Raw genomic sequence first — 24,664 nt, forward strand, 5'->3', positions numbered from 1 at the left:
TTCCTGAGGGTGGGAACGGGTGACCCGTCAGCCCGGGCCGGGCGGGGGGAGGGGGAGAGGTGCTGCGGGCGGCCGGCCCCCTGTCACGGCCGCCCGCAGCTGCCCCGGCGGGATCGCGGCGGATCCGGGCGCGGAGCGGGGAGGTGGTACCGGTCAGGCGGCCTTGCGGGTCCAGACCTGGGAGGGGCGCCCGTCGGCGGGCTGCAGATCGATCAGCGAGGAGCCGTAGTACGGGCGGTCGCTCACGGTCAGGGCGTACGCGCCGCCCGGCTCGAGGATCGTGACCGTGCCGTTCGACGTGCGCAGGCGCCAGTGCTGGGCGGCGGCCGATCCGCAGGTCTGCTGGCCGACCCAGACATCGCTGGCCGGCTTCGCGCCCGGCTGGAGGCACTTGCCCGAGGAGGCGGAACGGATCCGGACGAGGCCGTCGCCCGCCCTCTCGAAGGTCCACTGCTGCTGGGCGTAGCCGGTGCTGTGCGAGCCGACCAGCACCGTGCCGTCCTGGCTGCGACCGCCCCAGACCTCGGCGGCGAAGCCGGTGCTGCCGTTGGTCAGCAGGTAGCGGGCGCCGGGCTTGGTCGTGGTGTCACCGCCGCCCCCGCCGCCCCCGGTCGTGCGGAAGGACGCCGCGGGGCCGGCCCCGCTGTCGCGGGCCGCCGCGTCGCGGACCGAGACCGCGACCCGGTGCGCGGTGCCCGGGCTCAGGTTGTACACGCGCATGGAGGGCGAGTTCGTCCAGTCGAGGTGGCGGCCGTCCAGCAGCACCTGGTACCAGACGGCGCCGGACACGGCGGGCCAGCTCGCCAGCGCCGAGTCGGCCGTGATCTGGCTGATGGCGACCCTGGGGCCGGTGTGCGGACCCGGGGTGGAGGTCGGGTCGGGGTCCGGCGTCGGATCGGGGTCGGGGCCCGTGGTGGGGGTGGGGCTGGGGTGCGGGTCCGGGTTCGGGTCGGTGCCGCCGCCTCCGCCGCCGCCCCCGCCGGTCATCAGGAACTGGTTGTTCGCGATGTTCCAGTGGGTGGCCAGATAGCTGCCCGCCCGCGGGTTGGTGTGGAAGTAGTCGTCGTTGTTGCAGTCGAGGATGTCCTCGGCCGCCGGGTTGGTGCAGATGTTGCGCATCGGCGGGTAGTACGGGGTGTCCGTGTAGCACATGAGGTCGTTCTCGTCGGTGCAGTGCGCACCCTTGCTGGAGTTGGGCGCGCTGTTGTTGACGGCGCCCAGGTTGTGGCCCAGCTCGTGTGCGGCGGTGTGGCCGCCCCAGCAGCCGCTGTCGGTCCGGCCGTACGACGGACCGAAGTTGCTCTGGTTGTCCTGGCCGGGCCGCTCGTCGCCGTTGAACGTGCCGATGCCGCAGTAGACCTTGGTGTCGGCGAAGATCATGTACTTGCGGTCGCGGCGGTTCAGGCCCTTGGCGGCGAGCGCGCTGTTGGTGGCGCTGAACTCCGCCAGGGCCGAGTCGGAGAGCTCGATGTTCAGCACCGTGGGGGTGCAGTCCGCGGCCGTGACGTACCGGATGTGGCGGACGCCGCCGGTGACCTTCGCGCTGTTGCTGTAGATGAGGTCGGCGTCGGCCGCCCACTTGCGGAAGGAGTCGGCGTACTGGGCGTACTGGTCCCGGCCGGGGCCGTGGGCGTACACGACCTGGACGCGGTTGCCCGAGCTGCCGTCGCCCTCGCACTGCACGGTCTGGCCGGCCGGTCCGGCCGCGACCGACCTCCCGCCCGCCACCGGAAGGGGCGCGTCGGCCGGGGACCGCACGGCGGTCCGGGCGTCCGCGGCGGGCCCGGCCACGGCGGCTTCGTCGGCCGCCGGGTCCGTGCCCCCGGTACCGGGCAGGACGGCCGGCGGGGTGGTCCTCTTGATGTCCACGCCCTTGGGCGGGGCGTCCGGCCCGTGGGTGCAGGAGTCGGTGCTGGTGCGGAACACGCCCACACAGGGGTCGCCCGCCGGTGCGGCGGCCAGGCCGTCGTAGACCATGCCGCGGTCCGTCTGGTTCGCCGGCACGGCGAGCAGCGCCGTCGGCTGGCTCGCGTGCTCGGGCGCCAGGGCGGGGGCGAGTGCGGCGGAGGCGGCGGGCGTCGAGGCCTGTGCCCCGTCGAGGAAGCCCCCGGTGTAGAGCGAGCCGGCGGCTATCGCGCCCGCGAGGAACGCGCCGGCGCCCAACAGGAGCCGCGGCCTGGGCTGCCGTTTGTGACGTTTCTTCAGTCGCCGATGCTGGGACATCTGCCACCTCAAATCGGGGTCAGGAGTCTGGGACCGGAGAAGGCTGTCAGACGGCGGCGCGGGCGGATTTCAGGAATGCTGCAATTCCCGCAGGAATCCGATCTGTTACCACGCACCAGTTTGTGACGTGTCGTCAACTCACCTGTATCTGCGTCTTGTTGTGCAGGATGCGCGCGCTGAGGTCTAGCCCATTTCGGGGAGGTCGTTACCTGATCGAGATCTTTGCTTCGGCGGCCGGTAATTCACTTACGGTTCAGTAGGGTCTCGATCGGATAACGAGATCCAGGATTCCGACCCGATGAGCGCGATGCGCTTCTCTGAACTGGGCTGCTATTGCCGCAGATTGATAGGTCATCACATGACACTGAGCCGTCTCATTTTGGAATCCTGACGCAATCCGCCGATTCCCGAAATCCCGAACAGCCGCCGTCTGACAGCCTTCTCCGGTCCCAGACTCCTGACCCCGACCAGAGGAGAGGTGGCGGATGTCCAGGCATCGGCAGCCGGCAAAGCGTCAGAATCGGCACCGCAGGCCCCGGCTCGTCTACGCCGGTGCCGGAACGGCCCTCGCGGCGGCGATAGCCGGCGGGCTCCTGTACACCGGGGGCGTCGAAGGCGCGCAGGCCACGCCCCTCGCCGCAGAGGGGACGGGCCTGGCGCGGGCCCTCGCGGCCGCCGACCGGGCGGTGCGCGGCGGACGCGAAGGGGTACGCGAGGGCGGCGGCGAGGACTTCGTCCGCACCTCGGTCACCGCCTGGGCCGGCAACCTCTACTACACCGCGTACCGGCGCACCTACCACGGCCTGCCGGTGGCGGGCGGCGACGCGGTGGTACTGGCGGACGGCAAGGGCGCGGTCCGCGACCTGGCAGCCGCCCCGGCCCCCGTCATCGACGTGGGGACGACGGCGAAGGTCCCCGCGACCGCCGCCCTGGCCACCGCCCGGCGCCAACTCCCCGCGGTCGACACCGCGACCGCGCCCGACCTGACGGTGTTCCTCAAGAAGGACAAGGCCCGGCTGGCCTGGCACACCCGCGTCGCCGGCCGCTCGTCGAAGAACGCCCCCAGCGTCCTGGACACCTACGTGGACGCCCTGACCGGAAAGGTGCTCCGGGCCGCCCAGAAGGTCGCGCAGGAGGAGGACACCGGCTACCACAACGGCCCGGTCACCATCGACACCGACGCCACCTCGATGACCGACCCCGCCCACCCCGGCTTCCAGTGCGGCAACCAGAGCGGCCGCGACTTCACCGGCACCGCCCCCTGGGGCAACGGCCGGCCCAACAACCTGCGCACCGCCTGCGTGGACATCATGTACGCCGCCCAGCAGGAGCACGCCATGCTCAAGGAGTGGTTCGGCTACAACGGCCAGAACGGCGAAGGCTCGATGGTCCCCGCCCAGGCCGGCCTCGACGAGGTCAACGCCTTCTACGACGGCTCCCGGACCATCTTCGGCCACAACCAGAACTCCACGATGCAGCTCACCACCATCGACGTGGTGGCGCACGAGTACGGCCACGAGATCTTCGACAAGACCCCCGGAAGCACCGGCGACAGCCCGGAGAACGGCGGTATGAACGAGTCCACCGGAGACATCTTCGGAGCGCTCACCGAGGCGTACGCCAACAACTCCGTGGACACCCCCGACTACACGGTCGGCGAGATGGCGGACATGACCGGCGACGGCAAGCCCATCCGGTACATGTACGACCCGTCGCAGGCGGGCGACCCCAACTGCTACCCCGAACTGCGCCCCGACACCGAGGTCCACTCCGGGGCCGGACCGCAGAACCACTGGTTCTACCTGCTGGCCGAAGGCTCCGAGCCGGGCGGCGGCAAGCCGGGCAGCCCGATCTGCGCCGGCGGCCCCGCGTCCGTGACCGGCGTCGGCATCAAGAAGGCGGGCAAGATCTTCCTGGGCGCCCTGCTGTCGAAAACCTCCTCCTGGGACCACCTCGCCGCCCGCAAGGCGACGCTGACCAGTGCGCAGAACACCTACGGCGGCGCCGAATGCGCCGCGGTGAAGGCCGCCTGGGACGCCGTCGGCGTCCCGGCTCAGCCCGGTGAGACCGAATGCAAGGACATCCCGAGCCCCGCTCCGAGCGCAGCCCGGATTAATTGATGAACGTCAAGAAAAATGCAGAGCAATCCCCTTAGGGCCTTTCCTGATTGCGCGCCACAAGTGACCTCATCGGTCGATCGGTTGCGCCATTCAGTCTACATGGGGCACGCTTTCCGGAAGTGGATCCCTGCTGCGGGCGGCCATGCCCCGGGTATGGCGAGAATTCGAGTAAAGGCCCCGATTTTCGGGGCCTTTACTCAGTAATCCCGACCTTTCCAGAGGGACCGTGGAAACCGGACGACCCCCAGGGAGCGCGCACGATGAGAAAGAGACCGACCGGGCCCGTCACCGGAGCCCTGACCGCGCTGTGCCTGGCGGCGGTGGTGCTCCTGGCGGGCGGCTGCGGCAGTGGAGCGGACGGGCAGGCCGGAGCGGCCGATGCGACCTCCTCGGCGTCGGCCGCCACCACCGGCCCGGAGGACCACACGGCCGCCGCCCGGACCCCGTCCGCCGATGCGGCACCGGCGCCCGAACCCACCCTGGCCACCGGCTCCCTCACGGAGAAGGAGAAGGAGTACCTGACCGAGCGGCTGCCCAAGGGCGTGGACCCGGCGGCCATCCTCGAGGCAGGCCAGGAGGCCTGCGACCGCATCGGGCTCACTGCCGCCCGGGACTTCGCGGCGGCCGTGGCCGCCGTCCGGGAAGGCGACGCCGACGGGGTCCGGGACGCCATCACCGACCTCTGCCCGAAGTACGCGCCCCTCCTGGAAGCGGCCGGGCTGTGAAACCACCGGCACACGGAATGCGCACGACCCGTCGCGCCCGCGACGCGGCACACCAGAAAGGCCTGGAGCACATGGCAATACGGTCGGTCGGGGCCTGCACGGTCGCCGTGTCGTTGGCGGCGGCGACGCTGGCCGGATCGGCGGCGGCGCAGCCGGCCGCCGCCACGGCGCCGGCCCGTACGACGATGACGGCGGACGCGCTGCCCACCTGGCAGACGAACGGCGTCGTGTGGGCGGTGGCGCAGTCCGGCGGAGTGGTCTTCGCCGGCGGCACCTTCTCCGCGGTACGCCCACCCGGCGCCGCGGCCGGCAGTGCCGAGCGGCCGGCGGTCAACTTCGTGGCGCTCGACGCGGCCACCGGAGCCCCCACCGCCTGCAAGCTGTCCTTCACCGTGGGCACCGGACTGGCGACCGTACGGGCGCTGGCGGTCTCCCCGGACCACAAGACCCTCTACGCCGGTGGCCGGTTCAGCGCCGTCAGCGGTGTGCCGGCGAGCAGCCTGGCCGCCGTCGACATCGCCACCTGCAAGCCCCGGGCGGCGTTCGCGGCGCCGGTGAACGCCACCGTCCGGGCCCTGGCGGCCACCGCGGACGCCCTCTACCTCGGCGGCGACTTCACCACCGTCGCGGGCCAGGCCCGCCACTCCTTCGCCTCCGTCGCCACCGCCTCCGGGGCACTGCGCCCCTGGCGGGCCGACGCCGACGAATCCGGCCGGGCCGTCGAGGTCACCCCCGACGGGCGGGACGTCATCCTCGGCGGCGACTTCGCCTCCGTCGCCGGCGCCGACTCCAGGGCCCTCGCCGTGGTGGACGGCACGACCGGTGCCCTGGTCAGGAAGTACCCCAAGGGCTTCCTCGCCGGCAACGTGCGGGTGAAGGACATCACCGCCGACGCCACCGGCTTCTACACGGCCATGGAGAACTACGCCCTGCCGCCGGGCCGGCACACCGAACCGGGCGAACCGACCGCCTACGACGGCCGGATGGCCTTCGACCTCACGACCTTCAAGGAGCGCTGGCGGGACACCTGCTTCGGCGCGACCCAGGGCGTGACGGTGTATCAGGGCGCGCTCTACTCCGCCTCCCACGCGCACGACTGCCAGGGCCTGGACGGCTTCTCCGAGCGGAACGACCGCCAGCACCTGCTGGCCCAGCCGCTGCGCGCACCCGCACCCTTCGCCGCCTGGTTCCCCGACACCAATGACGGGATCGGCGAGGGCATCGGCCCCCGGGTACTGGCCGTCGCCCCGGCGAAGGGCACCGACTACCTGTGGGTGGGCGGCGAGTTCACCAGCGTCAACGGCACGCCGCAGCAGGGCCTGACCCGGTTCGCGAACACCCCGGACACGGGTGCGCCGTCCGTCCCCAAGGTGACCGCCACCAGCACCGTGCCCGGCAAGGTCGAGGTGCAGTGGCAGGCCGCCCTGGACCTCGACGACAGCGAGCTGACCTACCGCGTCTACCGCGACGGCGCCACCACCCCGGTCCGCACCCTCACCGGGTCCTCCGTGCTCTGGCGGCGGCCCCAGCTGACCTTCACCGACACCGACGTGAAGCCGGGCACCAGCTACACCTACCGGGTCACGGCCGGCGACGGCACCTACACCAGTGCCCTGTCCGCGCCGGTCACCATCACGGCGACCACGACCCGACAGCCGCCGACCGGCGGGGGCGTCCCGCCGACCACCACGACCCCGGACGGCAAGCACCCCAAGGGCAAGCCGGGGAAGAAGGACAAGCCCGGGAAGAAGGACAAGCCCCGCAAGAAGGGCGGAGGCCCGGGCTGGGACGCCATCGGCACGAAGCGGGGCTGACCGGGAAGGCCTGGCCGGCAGCCGGTGTCAGCCGGCCGCCGGCCAGGCCACGGCATCGGCGTCGGCCTGCTCCTCCAGGGCCCGGCGCTCGTGCTCGGCGCGCGCCGTCGCCAGGAGTCTTCGCCAGGAGGTGACCAGCGGCCGGCGCCGCAGCAGGGCGCGGCGCTCCCGGTCGGTCATACCGCCCCAGATGCCGTGCTCTATCCGTTCGTCCAGGGCCCGGGCGAGGCATTCGGTCCGTACCGGGCAGCCTCGGCACACGGCCTTCGCCCGGTGCTGGGCGGCCCCGTCCACGAACAGTTCGTCCGGGTCGGTCGTGCGGCAGGTGGCGAGCGCTTCCCACTTCTCGGCGTCCAGCATCATCTGGCGAGGTCCTTTCCTAGATCCGGCCGGGCTCGGCTCCGCTCAGCCTGCACACACGGTGACCGTCCCGGTACAGGACCGCGCAGGGATTGGCGCGATCACGCTGTGACCAGCCGGAACGCGACCGAAACAGCCCGGCAGCCGGGCACTACGATCGGTCCGGGCGCACCGCGCGGGGGCGCACGCGACGAAGGGGGGGGTACCGGCATGTGGCCACGGGTGGACGGCATGCGGTCGATGGAACTGGGCACCGCCGGACCGGTACGGGAGCGGCTGAACGCGCTGGTCCTCGCCGGGCGGAAGCGGGCGACGACCGGCCTGCTCGACGAGTACCGGATCGAGTCGGAGGAGCTGGAGCACATCGGCGAACGGCTGGCCCTGCTCGACGACGCGGCCGAGCGGATCGCGACGGTCGAGATCACCGGTCTCGAGGTCACGACCTTCCGCGAGGTCACCTGGGCGCACGCCGCGGCCGAGGGCGAGGGAGACGCCTCGCTGGACGAGTGGCGGGCCGGGCACCGGCGGTACTGGGAACGGGTCGGCACCCCCGTCGAGGATGACACCCCCCTGGTCTGCCTCGCCTTCCGCCTGGTCGGTACGCCCGCGGCCGGTACGGACGGGGCCGGCGCGCCCCTCACTTGACCGAGCCGGCCATCACGCCCTGGACGAAGTGCCGCTGGAAGGCGAAGAAGACGACCAGCGGCACCACCAGGGACAGGAAGGCGCCCGGTGCGAGGACGCCGATGTTGCTGCCGAACTGCCGCATCTGCGACTGCAGCGCGACCGTGAGCGGCTGGGACCCGCTGTCGGCGAAGAGCAGCGCCACGAGCATGTCGTTCCACACCCACAGGAACTGGAAGATGGCCAGGCTGGCGAGGGCCGGCCGGCCGAGCGGCAGCACCAGCCGGAAGAAGATCCGCCACTCGCTGCCGCCGTCCATCCGCGCGGCCTCCAGCATCTCGCGCGGGATCTCGGCGAAGTAGTTGCGCAGCAGGAACACCGCGAACGGCAGCCCGTAGGCCACGTGGAAGAGGACCACGCCCCCGATGCTGCCGAACAGCCCGACCGCGCCGAACAGCTTGGCCACCGGCAGCAGCCCGATCTGCACCGGTACCACCAGCAGTCCGACGACCACCAGGAAGACACCGTCCCGGCCGGGGAACTCCAGCCAGGCGAAGGCGTAGCCGGCCAGCGCCGCGATGCCGACCACCAGCACGGTGGTGGGCACGGAGATCAGCACGGTGTTCCCGAAGGCCGCCGCCATACCGGAGTCCTTGAGCAGGGCGGTGTAGTTGTCCAGGGACAGCTGCGAGGGGTGGGCCAGCGCGGTCCACCAGCCGCCCGAGGCGTTGTCCCGGTCCGAGCGCAGCGAGGCGAACAACAGTCCGGCCAGCGGAGTGAGCCACGCCAGGGCGACCACGATCAGCAGGGCCTGCACGGCGGTACTGCTGAGCAGGCGCGCGAGCCGCCCCGCGGGGCGCGGTCCGGCGGCGGCCGAGGTGGTCCGGGCGGGGCCCAGGGGGGTGCGCCTGCTCATGAACTGCTCCTTCGGAACCGCCGGATGTTGAAGACCATCGCGGGGACGACCAGCAGGAGCAGCACCATGCTGAGGGCGCTGCCCAGGCCCTGGTCGTTGCCCCCGCCGAAGGAGACCAGCCACATGCGGGTGGCCAGCACGTTCGCCTCCTCCTGGACCGGTCCGGGCGCGATGATGTAGACGAGGTCGAACACCTTCATCACGTTGATCACCAGCGTGACGAAGACGACGGTCAGCACCGGGGCCAGCAGCGGCACGGTGATCCGGCGGAAGATCTGGCCCTCCGAGGCCCCGTCCATCCGCGCGGCCTCCAGCACGTCGCGCGGGATGGCGGCCAGCCCGGCGCCGATGAGCACCATCGAGAAGCCGGTCCACACCCACAGGTACGCGCCGATGACGGCCGGGGTGACGAGCGCCGGGCCGAGCCAGTTCACGCCCTGGTAGGGGGCGGCGAAGTCGGACGCGGGCAGCCGCAGGGTGTACCCGCCGTCGGGGAGCGAGCCGAACCGGAAGGACCCGTCCGGGCCGGTGGTGGCGGTGGCGGCCACCGCGCCGTCCCGGACGGCCTCCACGGTGAGACCGGGCAGACCGCGCTCGCCCGCGTCGACCTCGCCGGGCCTGCCGGTACCGCCGGGGGTGAAGTCGAGGTAGACCACGCCCGCCAGGGCGCCCGGGCCCGGCGGAGCGGGCGCCGTCGCCGGGCGGGCGGCGGCCGGCAGCGCGCCGGGGGCCACTCCCACGAAGCCGAGGACCACCGTCGCGCCCGGGCGCACCGTCCGCTCGGTCCGGTACGGACCGCCCTCGGCCCCGGTCACGCCGAGGCCCTGCCGCGGGCGGGCGGTCGGGTAGGAGGTCGCGTCCGCGAAGACGTCATGGACACCGACCGCCACCGCGTTGAGGACGCCCCGGTCGGGGTCCTGTTCGTAGGCGAGCCGGAAGATGATGCCCGCGGCCAGGAAGGAGACGGCCATCGGCAGGAAGAGCACCAGCTTGAAGGCGGTCGCCCAGCGGACCTTCTCGGTGAGCACGGCGAGCACCAGCCCGAGCCCGGTGAGCAGGGTCGGTGCGACGACCACCCACAGGGCGCTGTTGCGGATGGCCCGCAGGTTGGCCGGGTCCTCGACGATCGCCGTGTAGTTCGCCGCCCCGACGAACCGGTCGCCGCCCGCGTCGAAGAAGCTGCGGACGAAGGAGAAGACCACCGGGTACACGACCAGCGCGCCGAGCAGCAGCAGGGCCGGCAGGACGAAGAGGGCGGCCAGGCGGCGCTGCCGCCGGCGGGCCCGGCGCCGCGGATCACCCGCGGGCCGGGCGGCGAGGGTGTCGGTCAGCACGCCGGGCCTCAGTTCCGGTAGGCCTTGACGGCCTCGGCCTCGAGCCGGGCGGCGGTGGCCCGGGGGTCGGAGGGGTCCCGCAGGAAGTCCTGGAGGACCTTCCACTCGCCGGCGCCCTTGGTCCCGCCGAACGCGGCGGGCGCCTGGTCGGACATGTCGAAGCGGACCGAGTCGCCCGCCTCGATCAGGGACCGGGCGGTGTTGCGGGTGGTGTCGTCACCGTAGGAGGCGAGGTCCACCTTGTTGTTCGGCGACAGGAAGCCGCCGGCCGCCGCCCATACCTGCGCCGCCTCGGGGGAGGCGAGGAATTCCACCAGCCTCATGCCGGCCGCGGCGTTCTTCGCCTTCTTGAGGACGACGGCCGCGTCACCGCCGCTCACCACCGGCGGCTTGCCGCCGTCCACGGCGGGGAACGGGAAGAACTTGGCGTCGGTGCCCGGGGTCTTGCCGAACTCGTCCTTGGCGATGCCGCCGACGAAGTCGCCCTCGTAGACCATCCCCGCCTTGGGGGCCGGGCCGAAGACCCGCTCGACGGAGGAGGGGAAGTCGGTCTGGAGCGCCGTACGGGCACCGCCGGCGACGAGCTGCTTGTCCTTGAACAGACCGGCCAGGGTGGTGAGGGCCCGCACCACGCTCTCGTCGGTCCACTTGAGCGAGTGCTGGGCGAGCTCGTCGTACTTCAGCGCTCCGGCCTGGGAGAGGTAGACGTTCTCGAACCAGTCGGTCAGGGTCCAGCCGTCCTCGCCGGCTATCGCGAAGGCCGGCAGGCCGGAGTCGGCGAGCGCGTGCCCGGCCTTGAGGAGACCCGCCCAGCTGGTGGGTTCGGCCACGCCGGCCTGGGCGAAGGCCGAAGGGGCGTACCAGACCGTGGACTTGTGGGCGGCCTTGAAGTAGAGCCCGTAGTAGGTCCCGTCGACGGTGCCGTAGTCCTTCCACACCCCCGCCAGCGAGGCGTCGGCGGCCTTCACGGTCTCCGGGGAGAGCGGCCGCAGCCAGCCCTCCTGCGCGAACTGGTGGAGGACGCCGACCTGGGGGACCAGCACCACGTCCGGGGCGTTGCCGCCCTCGATCTTGCTGCCGACGAAGGTGGAGACGTTGTCGCCGGTGGGTGCGAAGACCGTCTTCGCGCCGGTCTTCGCCGTGAAGGCGGCCAGCACCTTCTTGAAGTTGTCCTGCTCGCTCCCGGTCCAGACACCGGCGACGGTGACGGTCTGGCCGTCGAGCCGGTCACCGGAGGTGGAACCGGAGGGGGCGGTGTCACCGCAGGCGGAGGCACCGAGGGTGAGAGCGAGGGCCACCGAGGCGGCGGCTGCGATCCGGCGGGGCGTCGTGCTGGGTCGTCGCATGATCGGATCCTTCTCGTGGGGGGTGGGGATGGGGAGCGGGGCGGGGACGGGGCGGGCTCAGAGGGCGGGGAAGTCGCCGGTCCACCAGGCGGCGGTGGCCGCGGGGAGGATCCCCTCGGGGCAGGGGCCGCTGGCGAGCAGCGGACGTCCGGCGACCGGAGCCGGGACCGGCTCGGCGCCGAAGTTCACCGCGCACAGGAGGCCGTCGCCGCGGACGAACACGAGCACCTGCGGCGGCGACTCCAGCCAGCGCAGACCGCCCCCGCCGAGCTGGGGCAGGCCCTGGCGCAGCTGGAGGCCGTCGCGGTAGAGGTGCCAGAAGGACCGGGTGTCCGCGAGCGCCCGGTCGGTGGCGTGCTCGGCGAACCACGCGGGCTGCGGCAGCCACGGCGAGACGTGCCCGGCGGCCGTGCTGAAACCGAACGGCGAGGCGTGGCCGGACCAGGGGAGCGGGACCCGGCAACCGTCCCGGACGTGCCGGCGGCTGCCCGTCCGGTGGAAGATCGGGTCGGTCAGCACCTCGTCCGGCAGGTCGAGGACTTCGGGCAGGCCCAGCTCCTCCCCCTGGTAGACGTACGCGGCACCCGGAAGCGCGAGCATCAGCAGGGCGGCGGCCCGGGCCCGGGCGGGACCGGGCCCGCTGCCGTCCGCGCCGGGCTCGCCCGCGTACCGGGTGACGGTCCGGACCTGGTCGTGGTTGTTGAGGACCCAGGTCACCGTGGAGCCGGTGCCGGCGATGTCGCGCATCGCGTCCGAGATCGTCCGGCGGAAGGCAGCGGCGTCCCAGGGAGCGCCGAGCAGGTCGAAGAAGAACGCCTGGTGCAGTTCGTCGGGCCGGACGTACGCGGCGTGCTCCCGGGCGGTCGGCACGGACACCTCGCCGACCAGTAGCCGTTCGTGCCCGTCCCGGGCGGTGTACTCCTCGCACACCGCCCGCCAGCGGCGCCACACCCCGTGCACCTCCGGCCGGTTCCAGGCGAGTTGGTTGACCGCGTCGCGGGCCCGCTCGTCCGCTCCGGGGTCCTCGGAGTCGGGCAGCTCCGGGTGCTTGAACAGGCCGGCGGCCACGTCGATGCGGAAACCGTCCGCACCGCGGTCCAGCCAGAACCGCAGGACGTCCTCGAAGGCGTCGCCCACCGCCGGGTCCCGCCAGTTGAGGTCGGGCTGCCGGGGCGTGAACAGGTGCAGGTACCACTCCCCGGGCCGGCCGTCCGGCTCGGGGACCCGGCTCCAGGCGGAACCGCCGAACATGGCGCGCCAGTTGTTCGGCGGCTCCGCACCGTCCGGACCACGGCCGGGCGCGAAGTGGAACCGGGAGCGCGGGGCGCCGCCGGGGCCGGCGGCGAGCGCGTCCCGGAACCACGGGTGCTCGCTGGAGCAGTGGTTCGGCACGATGTCGAGCAGCACCCGCAGTCCGAGCCGGTGGGCGTCGGCGACCAGCCGGTCGAACTCCCCGAGGTCGCCGTAGACCGGGTCGACCGCGCAGTAGTCCGCGACGTCGTAGCCGTGGTCGTGCTGCGGCGAGGGGTAGAACGGGCTGAGCCAGATGCCGTCCACGCCGAGCCGGCGCAGGTACGGCAGCCCCGACCGGACCCCGGCCAGGTCCCCGATGCCGTCCCCGGTGCTGTCGAGGAAACTGCGGACGTAGACCTGGTAGATCACCGCGGTGCGCCACCAGGCGTCCGCCGGAGTACTGCGGGGAGCGGGCCCGGAATCGGCCGGAAGGGTTCTGAGCATCGCGCGCCGACCTTCTCGTGAATGCGAGAGCGACCTGATGAGGTGCGCTGGATTGCATGCATGTTAGGTAGGCGAAACCGAGAGGTGTCAACGAATGTTCCGAGAAGCGACATTGATTACAGGAGGCGGCTGCTCGGATGTCTCTTGTGTGGCACGAATGAGGTCGCCGGAATGAAGAGTGCGGCCAGAATTCGACCGTGACATCAGGAATCCGCGCACGCCTTCAGGATTTCTGAAATCGAATGATCCGGGTCGCTCTCAGGCGCCGAGCAGGGCCTCGCGGGCCGCCCGGGCCCAGACGGCCTGCTGCCGCGGGCCGAACCCCATGCGGTTCCAGTGGCAGACGACGTGGCGCGCCAGCACGCTCCGCAGGCCGTCCGTGAGGAGCGCCTCGCGGTCCGCCGCGGCCAGCTGCCGGCCGGCCTGCGCCAGGCCGGCGGTCCAGGCGGCGAAGGGGGCCAGCGGCCCGTCACCGGCCAGGAGTTCGGCGGTGTCGACCACCAGGACCCGGTGCGCCGCCGCCACCACCTGCTCCGACGGGATGCCTCCGTCCAGCGGGCGCAGGCGCTCGACCCGGGCCCAGACGTCCCCCTGCTCCTCCCGGTCCTGCCCGGCCGCCCGCAGCAGCACGGTCATCAGCAGCAGCGAGACCGCCTTCGCGTCGACCACTCCCGTGCTGCCGCCGCCGGTCGCGTGCAGGTACGCGAGCACCCCCGCGCTGTCCGCCTCGAAGAGCGCGTGGGCCACCTGGAGCCCGGCCGGGCCGCCGCACGCCGTCGTCGCCGGCTCGTAGTGCGCCGGCAGCCACCGCGTGACCACCTGCCAGGAGACGGCGGAGTCGAGGTGCCCGGCCAGGAACGCCGCCACCTCGCGGTCCGGCACGCCCGGGGCGGGTAGGACGCACAGCCGCCAGCAGGGCGTCCGCCGGGCGAACCACCAGCCGCCGGTCAGGCCGCCGGCCCGGGCCTGCAGGAGCGGTGGCAGGACGTACGCGGTGAACGCCCGGCGGGCGCTCGCGGCGTCCGCGAACTCGATGTCCGCCGCCAGCCACCGCCCACCCGCCGGCCGCCCGGCCAGCGCCTCCCGGCCCGCGGCCCGGTAGGCGTCCACCGCCTCGGCCAGGAACTCCGCCGGCCAGGACCGCTGGGCCGCGATCCGGTCGAGCGACGCGCCGGCGAGAGCGAGGAGGACCGCGTGTTCGACGGTCGAGACGTCCGGTGTGTTCATGGTGTTCATGGACCCTCCCCTGACACCGACGACCGGGCGCGCCGAAAGTCCCGACCGGGTCGTCCGGTGCGCACGAGAGGCCACAGAATACGCGTCCGCCTTTCTTCCGGAACAGGTCCGAAAGTTACGCGGTACCCACCGGAAAGCGATGCGTGCAAGCATTCCCCAGCGCGCATGGGATTCCTCCGGCACCGGCCGGACGGACGAGGCCGGACCGGGGAGCCGAATGGACGCACTGCGACAGCTGTCGGCCACCGCCCGAATACGGGCGGCAGCCGAGGAATTCATCAGGCTCCACCACCGGGAGAACCCGGACGCCGGCGATGTCGAGGCCCGGCTCACCGAGGTCCGCGACGAGATATACGTCCGGGGCACCTACCGGCACACCCCGCAGGAACTGGCCCACGGCGCCCGGGTCGCCTGGCGCAACAGCAACCGCTGCATCGGCCGGCTCTACTGGAACTCCCTGCGGGTGCGCGACCTGCGCGAGCTGACCGGCGCCCAGGACATCGCCGCCGCCTGCGTGGACCACCTGCGCGAGGCGACCAACGGCGGCCGGATCCGGCCCACCATCACCGTCTTCGCCCCCGACGCCCCCGGCCGCCCCGGCCCGCTGATCTGGAACGAGCAGCTGATCCGGTACGCGGGCTACGGCCGCCACGACGGACGGCCCCTCGGCGATCCGCGCAACGCACCCTTCACCGACGGCGTGCGCAGACTCGGCTGGCCCGGCGGCCCCGGCACCCCCTTCGACGTGCTGCCCCTCGTCGTCCAAGGCTGCGGCGAGCCGCCCCGGTGGTTCGAACTCCCCGCCGACGCCGTCCTCGAAGTACCCGTCGAGCACCCCGAAGGCGACCGCTGGGCGGACTGGGGACTGCGCTGGCACGCCGTACCGGCGGTGTCCGGCATGGCCCTGGACATCGGCGGGATCCGCTATCCCGCGGCGCCCTTCAACGGCTGGTACATGGGCACCGAGATCGGCGCCCGCAACCTCGCCGACACCGACCGCTACGACCTGCTCCCCGCCGTCGCCCGCCGGCTCGGCCTCGACACCGCCGACGAACGCTCCCTGTGGAAGGACCGGGCCCTGGTCGAACTCAACAGAGCCGTCCTGCACTCCTTCGACCGCGCCGGGGTCGTCATCGCCGACCACCACACCGAGGCCCGCCGGTTCCTCGCCCACCTGGACCGCGAGGAGCGCAAGGGCCGCGCCGTGGCAGCCGACTGGTCCTGGATCGTGCCACCCCTGTCGGGCGCCACCACCCCCGTCTTCCACCGCACCTACGACACCACCCAGCGCACCCCCGCGTACGTACACCCCGAAGGGGCCGCCGACCGGGCGCGCGGCCACGGCCTGGGCCCGGAGGACGAGCCGCGCGAGCCGGCCGGGAGAGCGACCGAGCCGGTCGCGGCGGCCTGTCCCGCGAGGCCCGAAGCCCGCTTCACGGCCTTCGGGAGCCGGCTCGGACGCTGGGCCTCCGGCGCGGCCGGGGGAGACGTCTGATGGAACCGGGGGACGCGGTGTCCGAGGCGATGCTCGCCGGCTGGGAGCGCCACCAGCGCGAAGCCCGGGGGCTGCGTCCCGGCACGATCGCCAGGAGGCGCCGGATCGTCGCCCGGTTCACGCGCTTCACCGGCGCCCACCCCTGGCACTGGACCCCCGCGGACCTCGACCGGTGGCTGGCCGTCCTGGCCGCCCGGGGCAACCGCACCAAGGCCACGCTCGACGCCTACCGGGGCGCCGTGCGCCAGTTCACGGGCTACCTCCTCGACCCCGCCCACGGGTGGGAGGCGGTCTGCCGGGAGCGGTTCGGGACGAGCCCCGCGCCGCTCCTCCCGAAGAGACGCCGCGGGGCCGCCCGAGAGCGCCGCGCAACCGAGGAAGGGAACCGTCCCATGACACGCGAGGAAGCACGGCTGTTCTTCGAGGACATCGACGACCGGGCCGGCTGGTCGCTGCGGCGGGCCGGGTCGATCCGGCAGGAGAGCGGCCGTTCTCCCGCCTCCGGGACGGTCCCGCGATGACGGCCCGAGAGCAGGCCGGATCCCGCCCGGGGTGCGCACCGGGCCGCGGTCACCGACCATGGGGCCATGTCCGCTCCCATGCGCGGGGACGATGACGACGTGGTGCGCCGGGTGAGGGCGCTGCGTCAGGAGACGCTGCGCGACGTCGCGGCGCTCCAGCGCGAGCTGGCCAGACTGCACGACGAGCTCGAGGCCTGCGGGGACGGTGACGAGGAGCTGGTGCGCGACCTCCTGCACGCGGCCGGGGTGAGCACCGGGATCTGGCTGGACGACGTGGCCTGCCGGTTCGCCGACGCCGAACACGAGGGCGACGAACTCTTCGCCAAGGCTTGGCAGTTCCTCGAAGAGCTGACGCTCACCCCGGGCGGCTTCCTCTCGCGGGAGGATCCGGCGCTGTTCATGACCCTGCGCGGCTCGGCCGCGGGCATGCTGGCCCGCCTGTGGATCACCGGCTACCTGCTCGGGCCGGTCCCCGAAGAGGTCTGGCCCAACGCGGAATTGGCCGAGCTGCTGTTCGCCGCCCTCGAACACCACGCGGACGCCCTCGCGCTCGCCGACGACCTGGACTGGGATCCCGACGCGGATCCGGACGGGGCGGCCGACGACCCGGGCGCGCCGGGCGCGCCGGCGGCCGAGCGGCCCGGCACGGAACCGACCGAACCGGAGGCCGAACCGACGTGACGGGGCCCGGACACGGGCCCGTGTCCGGGCCCGGGCCGGCCGGCCCCCAGTGGGTGATCAGCGGATTCCGGCGTCCCTCCGGGTGATCCGCACCTGAGCGGCGTCCGGAGAGCTCGCCGGCACGAAGAACGGGACTCCGTATTTCTCGTTGACGTGCTGGAAAGCGCCGAGCAGGACGGCCTTCGCGTGCCCGTCCATGCCGTCGCCGAAGTAATAGCGGACCGTGCCGTCGGGGCCGGGACGCACGGATGTCCCGCCGTGGTGGCGCGGTGCGGGCCGTCGCCGTGCCGCCGACGGCTTCGGTGCCACGGAATTCTTCTCCCGGCGGTGGCGTCCGCCCGGCCTGCCCGAATGTGCCACGGTCCCTCCCTGGTGAGCTGCGATGGAGGAATCGTCCCAGGTCGGAGCGTTGTTATGGATCGGCCCGGCGAAGGATCCGGGCGTCATCGTCGAGACGTAGGGGCCCGACGGAGGTTGCTTCTTTCGGTCCGGGGAGCGACCCGGAATTCCGAGATCGGTTCAGGTTGCGTGTATGCGATCCATGAATTCCGAAAAGAAGGCACAAGGGGAGTCGACTTACGCATTACCCGTCAGTAACCACCCTCTTGTGAACCGGCCGCACATGGTCGACGATCAGCCACGCTCGACCCGCACCGCTGTCGTATGTCCGAGAAAGAGGAAGCCCATGAGTTCCGAGGTTCGTGGCGGGACCAGTTGGAAGCGTTTCGCCCTGCTCCTGGTGCCCGGTATCGCGGGCACGGCCGCGGTCGGCGTCGGCCTGGCGGAGGGCGCGCTGGCGGCCTCCTTCAGCGTGTCGGGCCAGGACTTCAAGGTCACCGCCGACAAGCTCGAGGGCTACGACCTGATCCAGTACAACGGCGTCGCCAAGGGCCACGACATGGACGGCAAGGTGTCGTCCAACCCGGTCACCATCTCCGGGTTCCGGCAGGCCAAGATCACGAACATGTGCCAGTCGCTGGTCACCCCGGTGCCCGGTCTCGGCAACATCACCATGAAGATCCACGCCGGCCACAAGGGCTCACCGGCACTCGCCGAGAACCTCTACCTGGACGTCGCGGACCTCGACACCACCTCCTCCACGTTCAAGGACCTGGACATCGGCGTCGCGGTCGGCGACCCGAGCCACACCACCAAGCCCCAGGCGGGCACCGTGCAGAACCCCAACGCCTTCTCGCAGCGCGCCAAGGGGGCCGTGCTCGAGGGCGTGAAGCAGCGTGCCTGGGCCACCACGGCCGGCACCTTCAAGCTCAACAACCTGAACCTGCAGCTCCTGAAGGGCGACAGCCCCTGCTACTAGGCCGCGCCGTGTCGTCCTCCGCAACACCGTCTCCAGGGAGCTGAGTCCATGAACGCCGAGACCCGGGGTTCCCGCGAACCCGCGCGCGGGTTCCGCCACGCGCGGCTGCGCTTCCGCCGGTGGCGAGGCCGACGGCCTTTCTGGGCGGGGCTGTTCACGCTCCTGGCCGGCGCTCCGATCCTCTACTTCCCGTATGCCGACCTGCGGCTGGGCAACGTCACCATCGCCATGGCCACCACGGCGGGCTCCGGCTCGCTCATCATCGGCGTGCTCCTGCTGACCCTGGGCCCGGCCCTGTGGTTCCAGCGCAACATCCGGGTCGTCGCCGGCGTCGGAGCGATGGTGCTGGCCCTGGTGTCCCTGCCGGTCTCCAACTTCGGCGGGTTCCTGCTCGGCTTCCTCCTCGCCATGCTCGGCGGGACCATGGCGCTGGCCTGGCGGCCGGGCACGCCCGCGCCGGCCCGGGCGGCGGATCTTCCCGCGTCCGCCGTTGCCGACGAGGCGGCGGCCGCCGAGGAGGCCGAGCCGGCCGAGGACCCGAACGCCCCGGCGGCGGAGGCCCCGGCCCAGGACGCGGACGCGTACGCCGCCCCGTACCCGGAGACCGAGCACTCCGGCTACGCGACGGCACCCACCGGCGGCGAGTGGCCGGGCTCTGCGAGCGGCGCGGAATCGGGGTACGGACATGGCGAGGACGCGGTGCTGGCGCCGGTGGGCATGGGGTGGCAGGGCTCGGCTGTCGAGGTGGGTCCGGGGTACCCGTACGACCCGTACGCGACGGTGACGGCACCGGGCGGCGGCGCCTGGTCCGGCGTGGCTCCGGGCCACGGCCAGTACGCGACGGCGCCCGGCGCGGGCTCCGGTCACGCGTACGCCGACCAGGCCGCGGCGACCGGCACCGGGTGGGCGGGGTACGCCACGGGCACCGAGCCGTCGTACGGGTACGGGCACGCGTACGCCGAGCAGGCGGCCGTACCGGTGGGGTACGCGTACTCCGAGCAGCCCGTGCCCGCGGCCTTCGGCGGCGCCGAGTGGCCGGCGGCCGAGGCGGAGACGGGCCTCGGCTCGTACGAGATCGCGCCCGACGCCCTGCTCCACGGGGTCGGCGCCCCCGAGGCAGCTGCTCCTGCCCACGGCTGGGGCGACCGTGGCTGGTGACGACAGGCCGGCGGCGGCCACCGCCCGGGCCGGACGGGCTCGGGCCGAACGCGCCGGGCTGCCGGCCAGGTTCGCGATACCGGCCGGCAAGGCGATGGCCTGGGCCGCGCTGCCGACGGCAGCCGTCCTGGGGATGACCGTGACGCCGGGCCTGGCCCAGGCCGACGAGGACGTTCCGGTCGTGCCCGGCCCGTGCGTGCAGCGCCCGGCCGGACCGGGGGACTCCGGTCTCCTGTGCGGCGCCAAGGCCCCGGCCGCGGACGGCATCCCGTTGCTGCCCGACCAGCCCTTCCTCCTCACCTGCTCCAAGCTCTCCATGGCGGGCCTGGACTACGCGGGGGTCGTCACGGTCCGGACGGCCGGGGGAGGGACGAAGAAGGTCATGAAGTTCACCGCCTCCGGAATCGCGATCAAGAACATGCACCAGACCGTCGTGGAAGGCGGCCGGACCATGCACGTGACGGCCCGCCGCGGCGCCACGGCCACCATCGGCGGAGGCAGGATCACCATGTACACCGACGAGCTGAAGGGCGACCTCTTCGGCACCTTCCGCGTCACCTACACCCCGTCCAGCCCACCCCCGCTGAACGTCTCCTCCGTCTATTTCACCGACGTCAAGGTCAAACAAACCGCCCAGTTCGGCGGCACCCTGAACGTCCCGGGCCTGAAGCTCTGGTCGGACTAGGGCGTTTCCTTCGGACGCGAGGACCTGGTCGGAGTCGTCCTCGGTGTCGGCCTGGGCGAGCAAGGCGGTGAGGACAGCCGGTGAGAGGTGGTGCGTCGGGTGTGCCCGCCGCACCACCTCCGCGCCGCGGCCAGCACACAGGGCTCCCACCGGCCGGTGCTGCGCCGCCGGCGTCAGCAGACGACGCGCTCGACGTACAGGTGATCGGCGCTGTTGATCTTCATCCAGATGCTGTCCCGGCCGCTACGGTCCTCCACGCGGGTCGGCCACCCCCAGAAGTGGTAGTAGGTGGTACAGCCGCTGGTGAACCGCACCGCGTCGGTGTCGTAGTACCGGGAGAACATGTCCTCCCGCTCGCCGGGCGCGAGCCAGGTCATCGCGTTGGCCTGGTTGCCCGTGCGGGCGGGCCTTCCATGACAGGGCAGGCTGTCGCCGTTCTCCCACGTGCCGTAGGAGTCGGCCCAGCAGTTGGAAATGGCGACGTTCCTGCCGGCGTTGTTGTCGACTTCTCCGCCGCAGTTCGGAGTCCCGCACTCGCCCGCGGCCGCCGGTACGGCCAGCATCGAGAGGTTCAGTGCGGCTGCCGCCATGGCGCCGGCCGCCATGCCGAATAACGACCGCTTCAACGATGAATGCCTCATGCGTTCCCATCCCTGGTTCCGGGTCCGTGGTTGCGCTCGCGCCCATCATCGGGACGAGAGCAAGGGCCGGACGACACCCGAACGGCAACGTTTGGGGCCCACTTCGACATCGGCCCGCCGACGGCTCGGGCGTTGCCTCAGCCGTCGGCGGATCATCTCGGTTGCGGGCGTGGCCGGCTCCGTCCGATCCTTCGTGGGTCCGGTGATCTGAGGGGGAGTGACGTGGGGCTGACCTTGTTCCCCGCAGACGGAGACGGTGGCAGCCCCGACGCCGGGTGGTCCTACAGCGGCTTTCACGCCTTCCGGCGGCAGCTGGCGCGCGCCGAGGGGTTCGATCTCGACGAGATGCGGGGCTTCGGCGGGGAACGGGCTTGGAGCGATGTCTCCACCGCGCTCGTACCGTTCCTCGATCGAGCCGACAACGGTGGTGGCGTGCTCTCGGTCGCAGAGTGCGCTTCGCTCCTTCCGCGGCTCGAGGCGATCGTCGAGCAGTGGTGGAACGAGGCCGGCGTCCCCCGGACGCACGTCGACGCGGCCCGGCGGTTGATGCTCGTCCTTCGGGTCTGTGTCGCGAAGGACGTGGAACTGCTCTTCGGCTGATGTCCACGGTTCGGGAGACGGGCCCGCAGGTCTCCGCGGTGGCGGGGCGGCTTCGGGGACTCAGTGGTTGGAGTGGAGCCAGTGGGTCAGGGGGTCTGGGGGTTCGGTTTGGGGGCGGACCTGGGCGGCGTGCATGCCTTTGCTGCCCGGTTCGGGGATGAACGAGACGTGCTGGTTTTCCTTGAGGCTCGTGAAGCCCTTGCCTTCAATGGACTTGAAGTGGACGAACAGATCGGCGCCGCCGCTCAGCGGCGTGATGAAGCCGAATCCCTTGTTGCCGTCGAACCACTTGACCCGGCCGACCTGTCGCTCCGTCATGGTGGTTCCCTTTCTCGTGCCGGGCTGCGGACGATCGGGCTTGCCCCGTAAGGCCCGGATTACGACTGTAACTTCGGCCCCCGGAGTGTCAACCGGCGTCAGGAATGACGACGCTTCTTCATGATCGCCCGTGCTGCCCCTTTCTTCGTGCCCATGTCCATCCTCCGGAAGTCGTAGCCGCAGGCGTCGCCGCGGTTTCGGAAGAACCTTTCGCCGGCTGAATGTCCGGCCTCCGGGCCGATTCCGGGACGCCGGCCCGCTGCCAGGATTCCGTCATCGGGTCAAGGTCGGAACGCAACACGTCAAGCCGGGTGTTCCGGTAGCGCGAAGGAGAGACTGATGGCGAATGCGAGTGAACACCGCGGGCGGCACCGCCGGCAGACCTGCGGCTCCGAGAGCGTGAAGGTCAAGCGCACCCTTTCCGCCGTGGCCACGCTGGCGGCGGTGACCGGCGGTGTGCAACTGGCGACGGCATCCGCGAGCTCGGCCGCCACGGCACCCGCCGGAATCCAGCTCCAGCTGCCTTCGGTGGCCGCCCAGCCCGCTGCCGCGGTTCCGCAGGCCACGACGACCTGGTCGTACCAGGAGGGCGTCGCACGCACCGCGGGGTGGCTCCGGGACGGCAGCCTCTATGTGAACCAGAGCACCGGTGAGGTCCGGCGACTGGTCGCGACGACCTCCGGTTCCTATGTGTTCTCGCAGGTCGTACCGCCGCGCGTGGCAGCCCCGAAACCGGCGCCTGCGGCCTCGGGTACGGGCTCCTTGCTGGAGAAGCTGCTCACGCAGGCTCTCTTCGGCTCGTCCGGCTCCACGTCGAGCAGCGCGGGCGGCGCTTCCGGCAGTTCCGCGGGCAAGCCGTCGTCCTCCGGTGGCGGCGGTGGCCAGAGCGGTTCACAGTCCGGCTCCGGTGGCAGGCAGTCCGCGTCGTCCGGTGCCGGCCAGAGCAGCCAGGGGCAGAGCGGCGGCCAGTCCCAGGCGCAGGGCCGGCCCGGTCAGAGCCAGGAGCAGGCGAAGGCCCAGGGGCAGAGCCAGGACCAGGCCAAGAGCCCGGGTCAGGAGCAGGACGAGGCGAACGACCGGGAGCAGCCGAAGAGCGCGGACCAGGACCAGCCGTCGGACCCGTCGGACCCCTCGGACCGGGCCCCGGACCGGACCTCGGACGCCGGGCAGGACGGCGACCAGGAACGAGCCCAGGACGAGGCGCAGGACCAGGACCAGGACCAGGACCGCGGCCAGGACGGTGCCACGGGCCGGGGGCCGGGCGAGGCCCAGGACCAGACCGCGGACCCGGGCCAGGAGCAGCCCCAGGGCGACGCCCAGGCCCCGACCGCCGCCGGTCAGGACCAGGCCCCGACCGAAGCCGGCTGGGACCAGTGGCAGGACCAGGGCCAGGCCCCAGGCGGCGGGGGCCAGGACCAGGCCGCCTGGGGGCAGGACCAGAGCGCCTGGGGCCAGGACCTCGGCGCCTGGGACCAGGCCCAAGCCGGTCAGGGGCAGGACCTGGGAGCCGGGGACCAGACGCAAGCCGGATGGGGCCAGGACCTCGGTGGCTGGGGCCAGAGCCAGGCCGGCTGGGGCCAGGACCTGGGCGGGGCCGACTGGGGCCAGGGCTTCGGCGGAGCCGATCTCGCCGGTGGATTCGCCGGCGGCAGCGAGGGCTGGTGACGAAGGCGCCACGCTGAGAGCGCGGGCCCGTGGGGGAGCCACCCGCGCGGGCCCCCGCCGTGACGAGGAACACAACCCGCTATCGGCGACTGATTTGTGTGCTCCTATGGATCCATCCCCTTCTGATCAATTCGCCACCACCGCATTCGGTCGCGGCGAGCGGGTGAAATACACCCGGAGATTTGCAGCGAGGAGGCGTTCACCGTGCACCAGTACGTCGAATTCCTGACCAAGATGGCAGACCGGGTGAACAGGCGGTGCGAGCCCGCCGCGCATGACGCACTCTGCGCCGTGTCCCTCCGCGGCCTGGCGCAGATCCGGCATCAGCTGCCCTGTTTCGAGCCCGAGGCCCGGAACTTCCAGACCTTCCTTTTCTTCCTCATTTCCAAGCCGCTGCTGGGAATGCAAGGAGGAATGCCGCTCTCGGAATGGCTGATCAAGGCGCTCGTGACCGTGGACGCCCATGAGGCCTCCGAGAGCGAGCAGACCACCTGGGCCATGGCCGGCCTGCACGGACTGGCGAGCGGTATGGAGGCCACGGAATTCCCGGACAAGCCGGTCTCCACCCAGACGCTCGCCGCGATCGAGCGGTCGAGGGCGATCGGTCTGACGGCGGTCCGCGAGCTCCAGCGGCTTCACGACGAGGCGTTGCTCAAGCCAGCTTGCGCATGACGGAGACCAACCGGCCTGCGGCCGGTGAGGACGAGCCGGATCTCTTGCGGGATCAGTTCCGGCAGTTGACCCGCTACCGGCGGATCCTGGCCGGTGGTGTGGGTGTCGGGCTGCTGGGTGGTGCGTGGCTGGGGATCACCTCGGCGGACACGTATGTGGCGAGTTCGGACGTGGTGCTGCGGGCGCCGGCGTTGAACCCGTTCGACGCGAACGGTTCGTCCCCGGACAAGATGATCAACATCGGTTCGGAGCGGCAGGCGGCGCTGGGCAACGGGGTCGCCAAGAACGCGGCCAAGGACCTGGGGCTGCCCGAGGAGGAACTGGGCGCGCTGCGCCGGGGCCTGCAGGTGACGAACCCGCCGCAGACCCTGGTGCTGCGTTTCACCTACACCGCGACCTCTCCCGAGCAGGCCGCCAAGCGGGCCAACGCGATGACGGAGGCCTACCTCAAGAACCGGCAGGCCGCCTACGAGTC

General features: G+C 72.2%; 22 protein-coding genes and 2 pseudogenes. 14 read left to right on the forward strand and 10 right to left on the reverse strand.

Annotated elements, in window-relative coordinates; translation table 11 throughout:
- Positions 1-153 precede the first annotated feature (153 nt).
- Positions 154-2,163 carry an RICIN domain-containing protein gene (locus tag AB0O40_RS17315; protein ID WP_365041637.1) on the reverse strand — a complete coding sequence of 670 codons (2,010 nt, stop codon included), beginning with the start codon at positions 2,161-2,163 and terminating at the stop codon, positions 154-156.
- A gap of 545 nt (positions 2,164-2,708) precedes the next feature.
- Here AB0O40_RS17315 and AB0O40_RS17320 point away from each other — a divergent pair.
- The 3 genes from AB0O40_RS17320 to AB0O40_RS17330 all read left to right on the forward strand — a co-directional run bounded on the left by AB0O40_RS17320 (position 2,709) and on the right by AB0O40_RS17330 (position 6,882).
- The gene (locus tag AB0O40_RS17320) at positions 2,709-4,343 is read left to right on the forward strand and encodes a M4 family metallopeptidase (protein WP_365041640.1); all 1,635 of its coding nucleotides are present in this window, start codon (positions 2,709-2,711) and stop codon (positions 4,341-4,343) included.
- A gap of 260 nt (positions 4,344-4,603) precedes the next feature.
- Positions 4,604-5,068, forward strand: coding sequence for a hypothetical protein (locus AB0O40_RS17325; RefSeq protein WP_365041643.1), 465 nt, complete (start codon positions 4,604-4,606; stop codon positions 5,066-5,068).
- Between the two features lie 71 nt (positions 5,069-5,139).
- The gene (locus AB0O40_RS17330) at positions 5,140-6,882 is read left to right on the forward strand and encodes a fibronectin type III domain-containing protein (RefSeq protein WP_365041646.1); all 1,743 of its coding nucleotides are present in this window, start codon (positions 5,140-5,142) and stop codon (positions 6,880-6,882) included.
- Positions 6,883-6,909: 27 nt separating this feature from the next.
- On the opposite strand, the gene AB0O40_RS17335 is transcribed toward AB0O40_RS17330, so the two are convergent.
- The gene (locus tag AB0O40_RS17335; protein ID WP_365041697.1) at positions 6,910-7,242 is read right to left on the reverse strand and encodes a WhiB family transcriptional regulator; all 333 of its coding nucleotides are present in this window, start codon (positions 7,240-7,242) and stop codon (positions 6,910-6,912) included.
- 210 nt (positions 7,243-7,452) lie between these two features.
- Here AB0O40_RS17335 and AB0O40_RS17340 point away from each other — a divergent pair, with 210 nt between their 5' ends.
- Positions 7,453-7,887 carry an ASCH domain-containing protein gene (locus AB0O40_RS17340; RefSeq protein ID WP_365041649.1) on the forward strand — a complete coding sequence of 145 codons (435 nt, stop codon included), beginning with the start codon at positions 7,453-7,455 and terminating at the stop codon, positions 7,885-7,887.
- On the opposite strand, the gene AB0O40_RS17345 is transcribed toward AB0O40_RS17340, so the two are convergent.
- From AB0O40_RS17345 to AB0O40_RS17365, 5 genes are all read right to left on the reverse strand, one after another.
- Positions 7,880-8,782, reverse strand: a complete 903-nt coding sequence (locus AB0O40_RS17345; RefSeq protein WP_365041652.1) for a carbohydrate ABC transporter permease — start codon at positions 8,780-8,782, stop codon at positions 7,880-7,882. The genes AB0O40_RS17340 and AB0O40_RS17345 overlap by 8 nt on opposite strands.
- A complete protein-coding gene (locus tag AB0O40_RS17350; protein WP_365041655.1) occupies positions 8,779-10,116 on the reverse strand; it encodes an ABC transporter permease subunit in 1,338 nt (445 codons plus the stop codon). The genes AB0O40_RS17345 and AB0O40_RS17350 overlap by 4 nt, the downstream gene beginning before the upstream one ends.
- An 8-nt stretch (positions 10,117-10,124) precedes the next feature.
- Positions 10,125-11,462 carry an ABC transporter substrate-binding protein gene (locus tag AB0O40_RS17355; protein WP_365041658.1) on the reverse strand — a complete coding sequence of 446 codons (1,338 nt, stop codon included), beginning with the start codon at positions 11,460-11,462 and terminating at the stop codon, positions 10,125-10,127.
- Between the two features lie 57 nt (positions 11,463-11,519).
- Positions 11,520-13,199 (reverse strand): alpha-amylase family glycosyl hydrolase, encoded by a 1,680-nt coding sequence (locus AB0O40_RS17360; RefSeq protein WP_365041660.1) that lies wholly within the window; start codon positions 13,197-13,199, stop codon positions 11,520-11,522.
- A gap of 258 nt (positions 13,200-13,457) precedes the next feature.
- Positions 13,458-14,435, reverse strand: coding sequence for a thiopeptide-type bacteriocin biosynthesis protein (locus tag AB0O40_RS17365; protein WP_365041663.1), 978 nt, complete (start codon positions 14,433-14,435; stop codon positions 13,458-13,460).
- A 217-nt stretch (positions 14,436-14,652) separates the two neighbouring features.
- Here AB0O40_RS17365 and AB0O40_RS17370 point away from each other — a divergent pair, with 217 nt between their 5' ends.
- The 3 genes from AB0O40_RS17370 (at position 14,653) to AB0O40_RS17380 (ending at position 17,132) form a co-directional block, all read left to right on the forward strand.
- Entirely contained in the window at positions 14,653-15,930 is a 1,278-nt protein-coding gene (locus tag AB0O40_RS17370; RefSeq protein WP_365041665.1) for a nitric oxide synthase oxygenase, read from the forward strand.
- On the forward strand, positions 15,930-16,451 hold the full coding sequence (locus AB0O40_RS17375) for a phage integrase N-terminal SAM-like domain-containing protein (protein WP_365041668.1): 522 nt from the start codon (positions 15,930-15,932) through the stop codon (positions 16,449-16,451). The genes AB0O40_RS17370 and AB0O40_RS17375 overlap by 1 nt, the downstream gene beginning before the upstream one ends.
- Before the next feature lie 66 nt (positions 16,452-16,517).
- Positions 16,518-17,132, forward strand: a complete 615-nt coding sequence (locus tag AB0O40_RS17380) for a hypothetical protein (protein ID WP_365041671.1) — start codon at positions 16,518-16,520, stop codon at positions 17,130-17,132.
- Positions 17,133-17,189: 57 nt separating this feature from the next.
- On the opposite strand, the gene AB0O40_RS17385 is transcribed toward AB0O40_RS17380, so the two are convergent.
- Positions 17,190-17,441 carry a hypothetical protein gene (locus AB0O40_RS17385; RefSeq protein ID WP_365041674.1) on the reverse strand — a complete coding sequence of 84 codons (252 nt, stop codon included), beginning with the start codon at positions 17,439-17,441 and terminating at the stop codon, positions 17,190-17,192.
- 376 nt (positions 17,442-17,817) lie between these two features.
- On the opposite strand from AB0O40_RS17385, the gene AB0O40_RS17390 reads away from it, so the two are divergent.
- The 3 genes and pseudogenes from AB0O40_RS17390 (at position 17,818) to AB0O40_RS17400 (ending at position 20,293) form a co-directional block, all read left to right on the forward strand.
- The gene (locus AB0O40_RS17390) at positions 17,818-18,450 is read left to right on the forward strand and encodes a DUF6230 family protein (protein ID WP_365041677.1); all 633 of its coding nucleotides are present in this window, start codon (positions 17,818-17,820) and stop codon (positions 18,448-18,450) included.
- Positions 18,451-18,498: 48 nt separating this feature from the next.
- Positions 18,499-18,903: pseudogene (locus AB0O40_RS17395) on the forward strand (DUF6114 domain-containing protein); the annotation flags it as partial.
- Positions 18,904-19,597: 694 nt separating this feature from the next.
- Entirely contained in the window at positions 19,598-20,293 is a 696-nt protein-coding gene (locus AB0O40_RS17400) for a hypothetical protein (RefSeq protein WP_365041679.1), read from the forward strand.
- A gap of 173 nt (positions 20,294-20,466) precedes the next feature.
- Here the strand turns inward: AB0O40_RS17400 and AB0O40_RS17405 are convergent, their stop codons facing one another.
- Complete coding sequence (locus AB0O40_RS17405) at positions 20,467-20,919, reverse strand: hypothetical protein (protein WP_365041682.1); 453 nt, start codon at positions 20,917-20,919, stop codon at positions 20,467-20,469.
- 237 nt (positions 20,920-21,156) lie between these two features.
- On the opposite strand from AB0O40_RS17405, the gene AB0O40_RS17410 reads away from it, so the two are divergent.
- Positions 21,157-21,534, forward strand: coding sequence for a hypothetical protein (locus tag AB0O40_RS17410; RefSeq protein ID WP_365041685.1), 378 nt, complete (start codon positions 21,157-21,159; stop codon positions 21,532-21,534).
- Between the two features lie 60 nt (positions 21,535-21,594).
- On the opposite strand, the gene AB0O40_RS17415 is transcribed toward AB0O40_RS17410, so the two are convergent.
- Positions 21,595-21,852, reverse strand: a complete 258-nt coding sequence (locus AB0O40_RS17415) for a cold-shock protein (protein ID WP_365041688.1) — start codon at positions 21,850-21,852, stop codon at positions 21,595-21,597.
- 339 nt (positions 21,853-22,191) lie between these two features.
- Here AB0O40_RS17415 and AB0O40_RS17420 point away from each other — a divergent pair, with 339 nt between their 5' ends.
- The 3 genes and pseudogenes from AB0O40_RS17420 to AB0O40_RS17430 form a co-directional block, all read left to right on the forward strand.
- A complete protein-coding gene (locus AB0O40_RS17420; RefSeq protein WP_365041691.1) occupies positions 22,192-23,517 on the forward strand; it encodes a hypothetical protein in 1,326 nt (441 codons plus the stop codon).
- Between the two features lie 204 nt (positions 23,518-23,721).
- Positions 23,722-24,189: a hypothetical protein gene (locus AB0O40_RS17425; RefSeq protein WP_365041694.1), complete on the forward strand. Its 468-nt coding sequence runs from the start codon at positions 23,722-23,724 to the stop codon at positions 24,187-24,189.
- Positions 24,186-24,664, forward strand: a pseudogene (locus tag AB0O40_RS17430) (lipopolysaccharide biosynthesis protein); the annotation flags it as partial. The gene AB0O40_RS17425 and the pseudogene AB0O40_RS17430, both read left to right, overlap by 4 nt.

Origin of the sequence: Streptomyces sp. NPDC089919 (assembly GCF_040684615.1) — a bacterium.
GTDB lineage: Bacteria > Actinomycetota > Actinomycetes > Streptomycetales > Streptomycetaceae > Streptomyces.

Excerpts from the sequence above, each read along its gene's own strand:
- AB0O40_RS17320 (WP_365041640.1), top strand. The coding sequence starts at position 2,709 with ATGTCCAGGCATCGGCAGCCGGCAAAGCGTCAGAATCGGCACCGCAGG.
- AB0O40_RS17325 (WP_365041643.1), top strand. The coding sequence starts at position 4,604 with ATGAGAAAGAGACCGACCGGGCCCGTCACCGGAGCCCTGACCGCGCTG.
- AB0O40_RS17330 (WP_365041646.1), top strand. The coding sequence starts at position 5,140 with ATGGCAATACGGTCGGTCGGGGCCTGCACGGTCGCCGTGTCGTTGGCG.
- AB0O40_RS17335 (WP_365041697.1), bottom strand. The coding sequence starts at position 7,242 with ATGCTGGACGCCGAGAAGTGGGAAGCGCTCGCCACCTGCCGCACGACC.
- AB0O40_RS17340 (WP_365041649.1), top strand. The coding sequence starts at position 7,453 with ATGTGGCCACGGGTGGACGGCATGCGGTCGATGGAACTGGGCACCGCC.
- AB0O40_RS17345 (WP_365041652.1), bottom strand. The coding sequence starts at position 8,782 with ATGAGCAGGCGCACCCCCCTGGGCCCCGCCCGGACCACCTCGGCCGCC.
- AB0O40_RS17355 (WP_365041658.1), bottom strand. The coding sequence starts at position 11,462 with ATGCGACGACCCAGCACGACGCCCCGCCGGATCGCAGCCGCCGCCTCG.
- AB0O40_RS17360 (WP_365041660.1), bottom strand. The coding sequence starts at position 13,199 with ATGCTCAGAACCCTTCCGGCCGATTCCGGGCCCGCTCCCCGCAGTACT.
- AB0O40_RS17365 (WP_365041663.1), bottom strand. The coding sequence starts at position 14,435 with ATGAACACCATGAACACACCGGACGTCTCGACCGTCGAACACGCGGTC.
- AB0O40_RS17370 (WP_365041665.1), top strand. The coding sequence starts at position 14,653 with ATGGACGCACTGCGACAGCTGTCGGCCACCGCCCGAATACGGGCGGCA.
- AB0O40_RS17375 (WP_365041668.1), top strand. The coding sequence starts at position 15,930 with ATGGAACCGGGGGACGCGGTGTCCGAGGCGATGCTCGCCGGCTGGGAG.
- AB0O40_RS17380 (WP_365041671.1), top strand. The coding sequence starts at position 16,518 with ATGTCCGCTCCCATGCGCGGGGACGATGACGACGTGGTGCGCCGGGTG.
- AB0O40_RS17390 (WP_365041677.1), top strand. The coding sequence starts at position 17,818 with ATGAGTTCCGAGGTTCGTGGCGGGACCAGTTGGAAGCGTTTCGCCCTG.
- AB0O40_RS17415 (WP_365041688.1), bottom strand. The coding sequence starts at position 21,852 with ATGACGGAGCGACAGGTCGGCCGGGTCAAGTGGTTCGACGGCAACAAG.
- AB0O40_RS17420 (WP_365041691.1), top strand. The coding sequence starts at position 22,192 with ATGGCGAATGCGAGTGAACACCGCGGGCGGCACCGCCGGCAGACCTGC.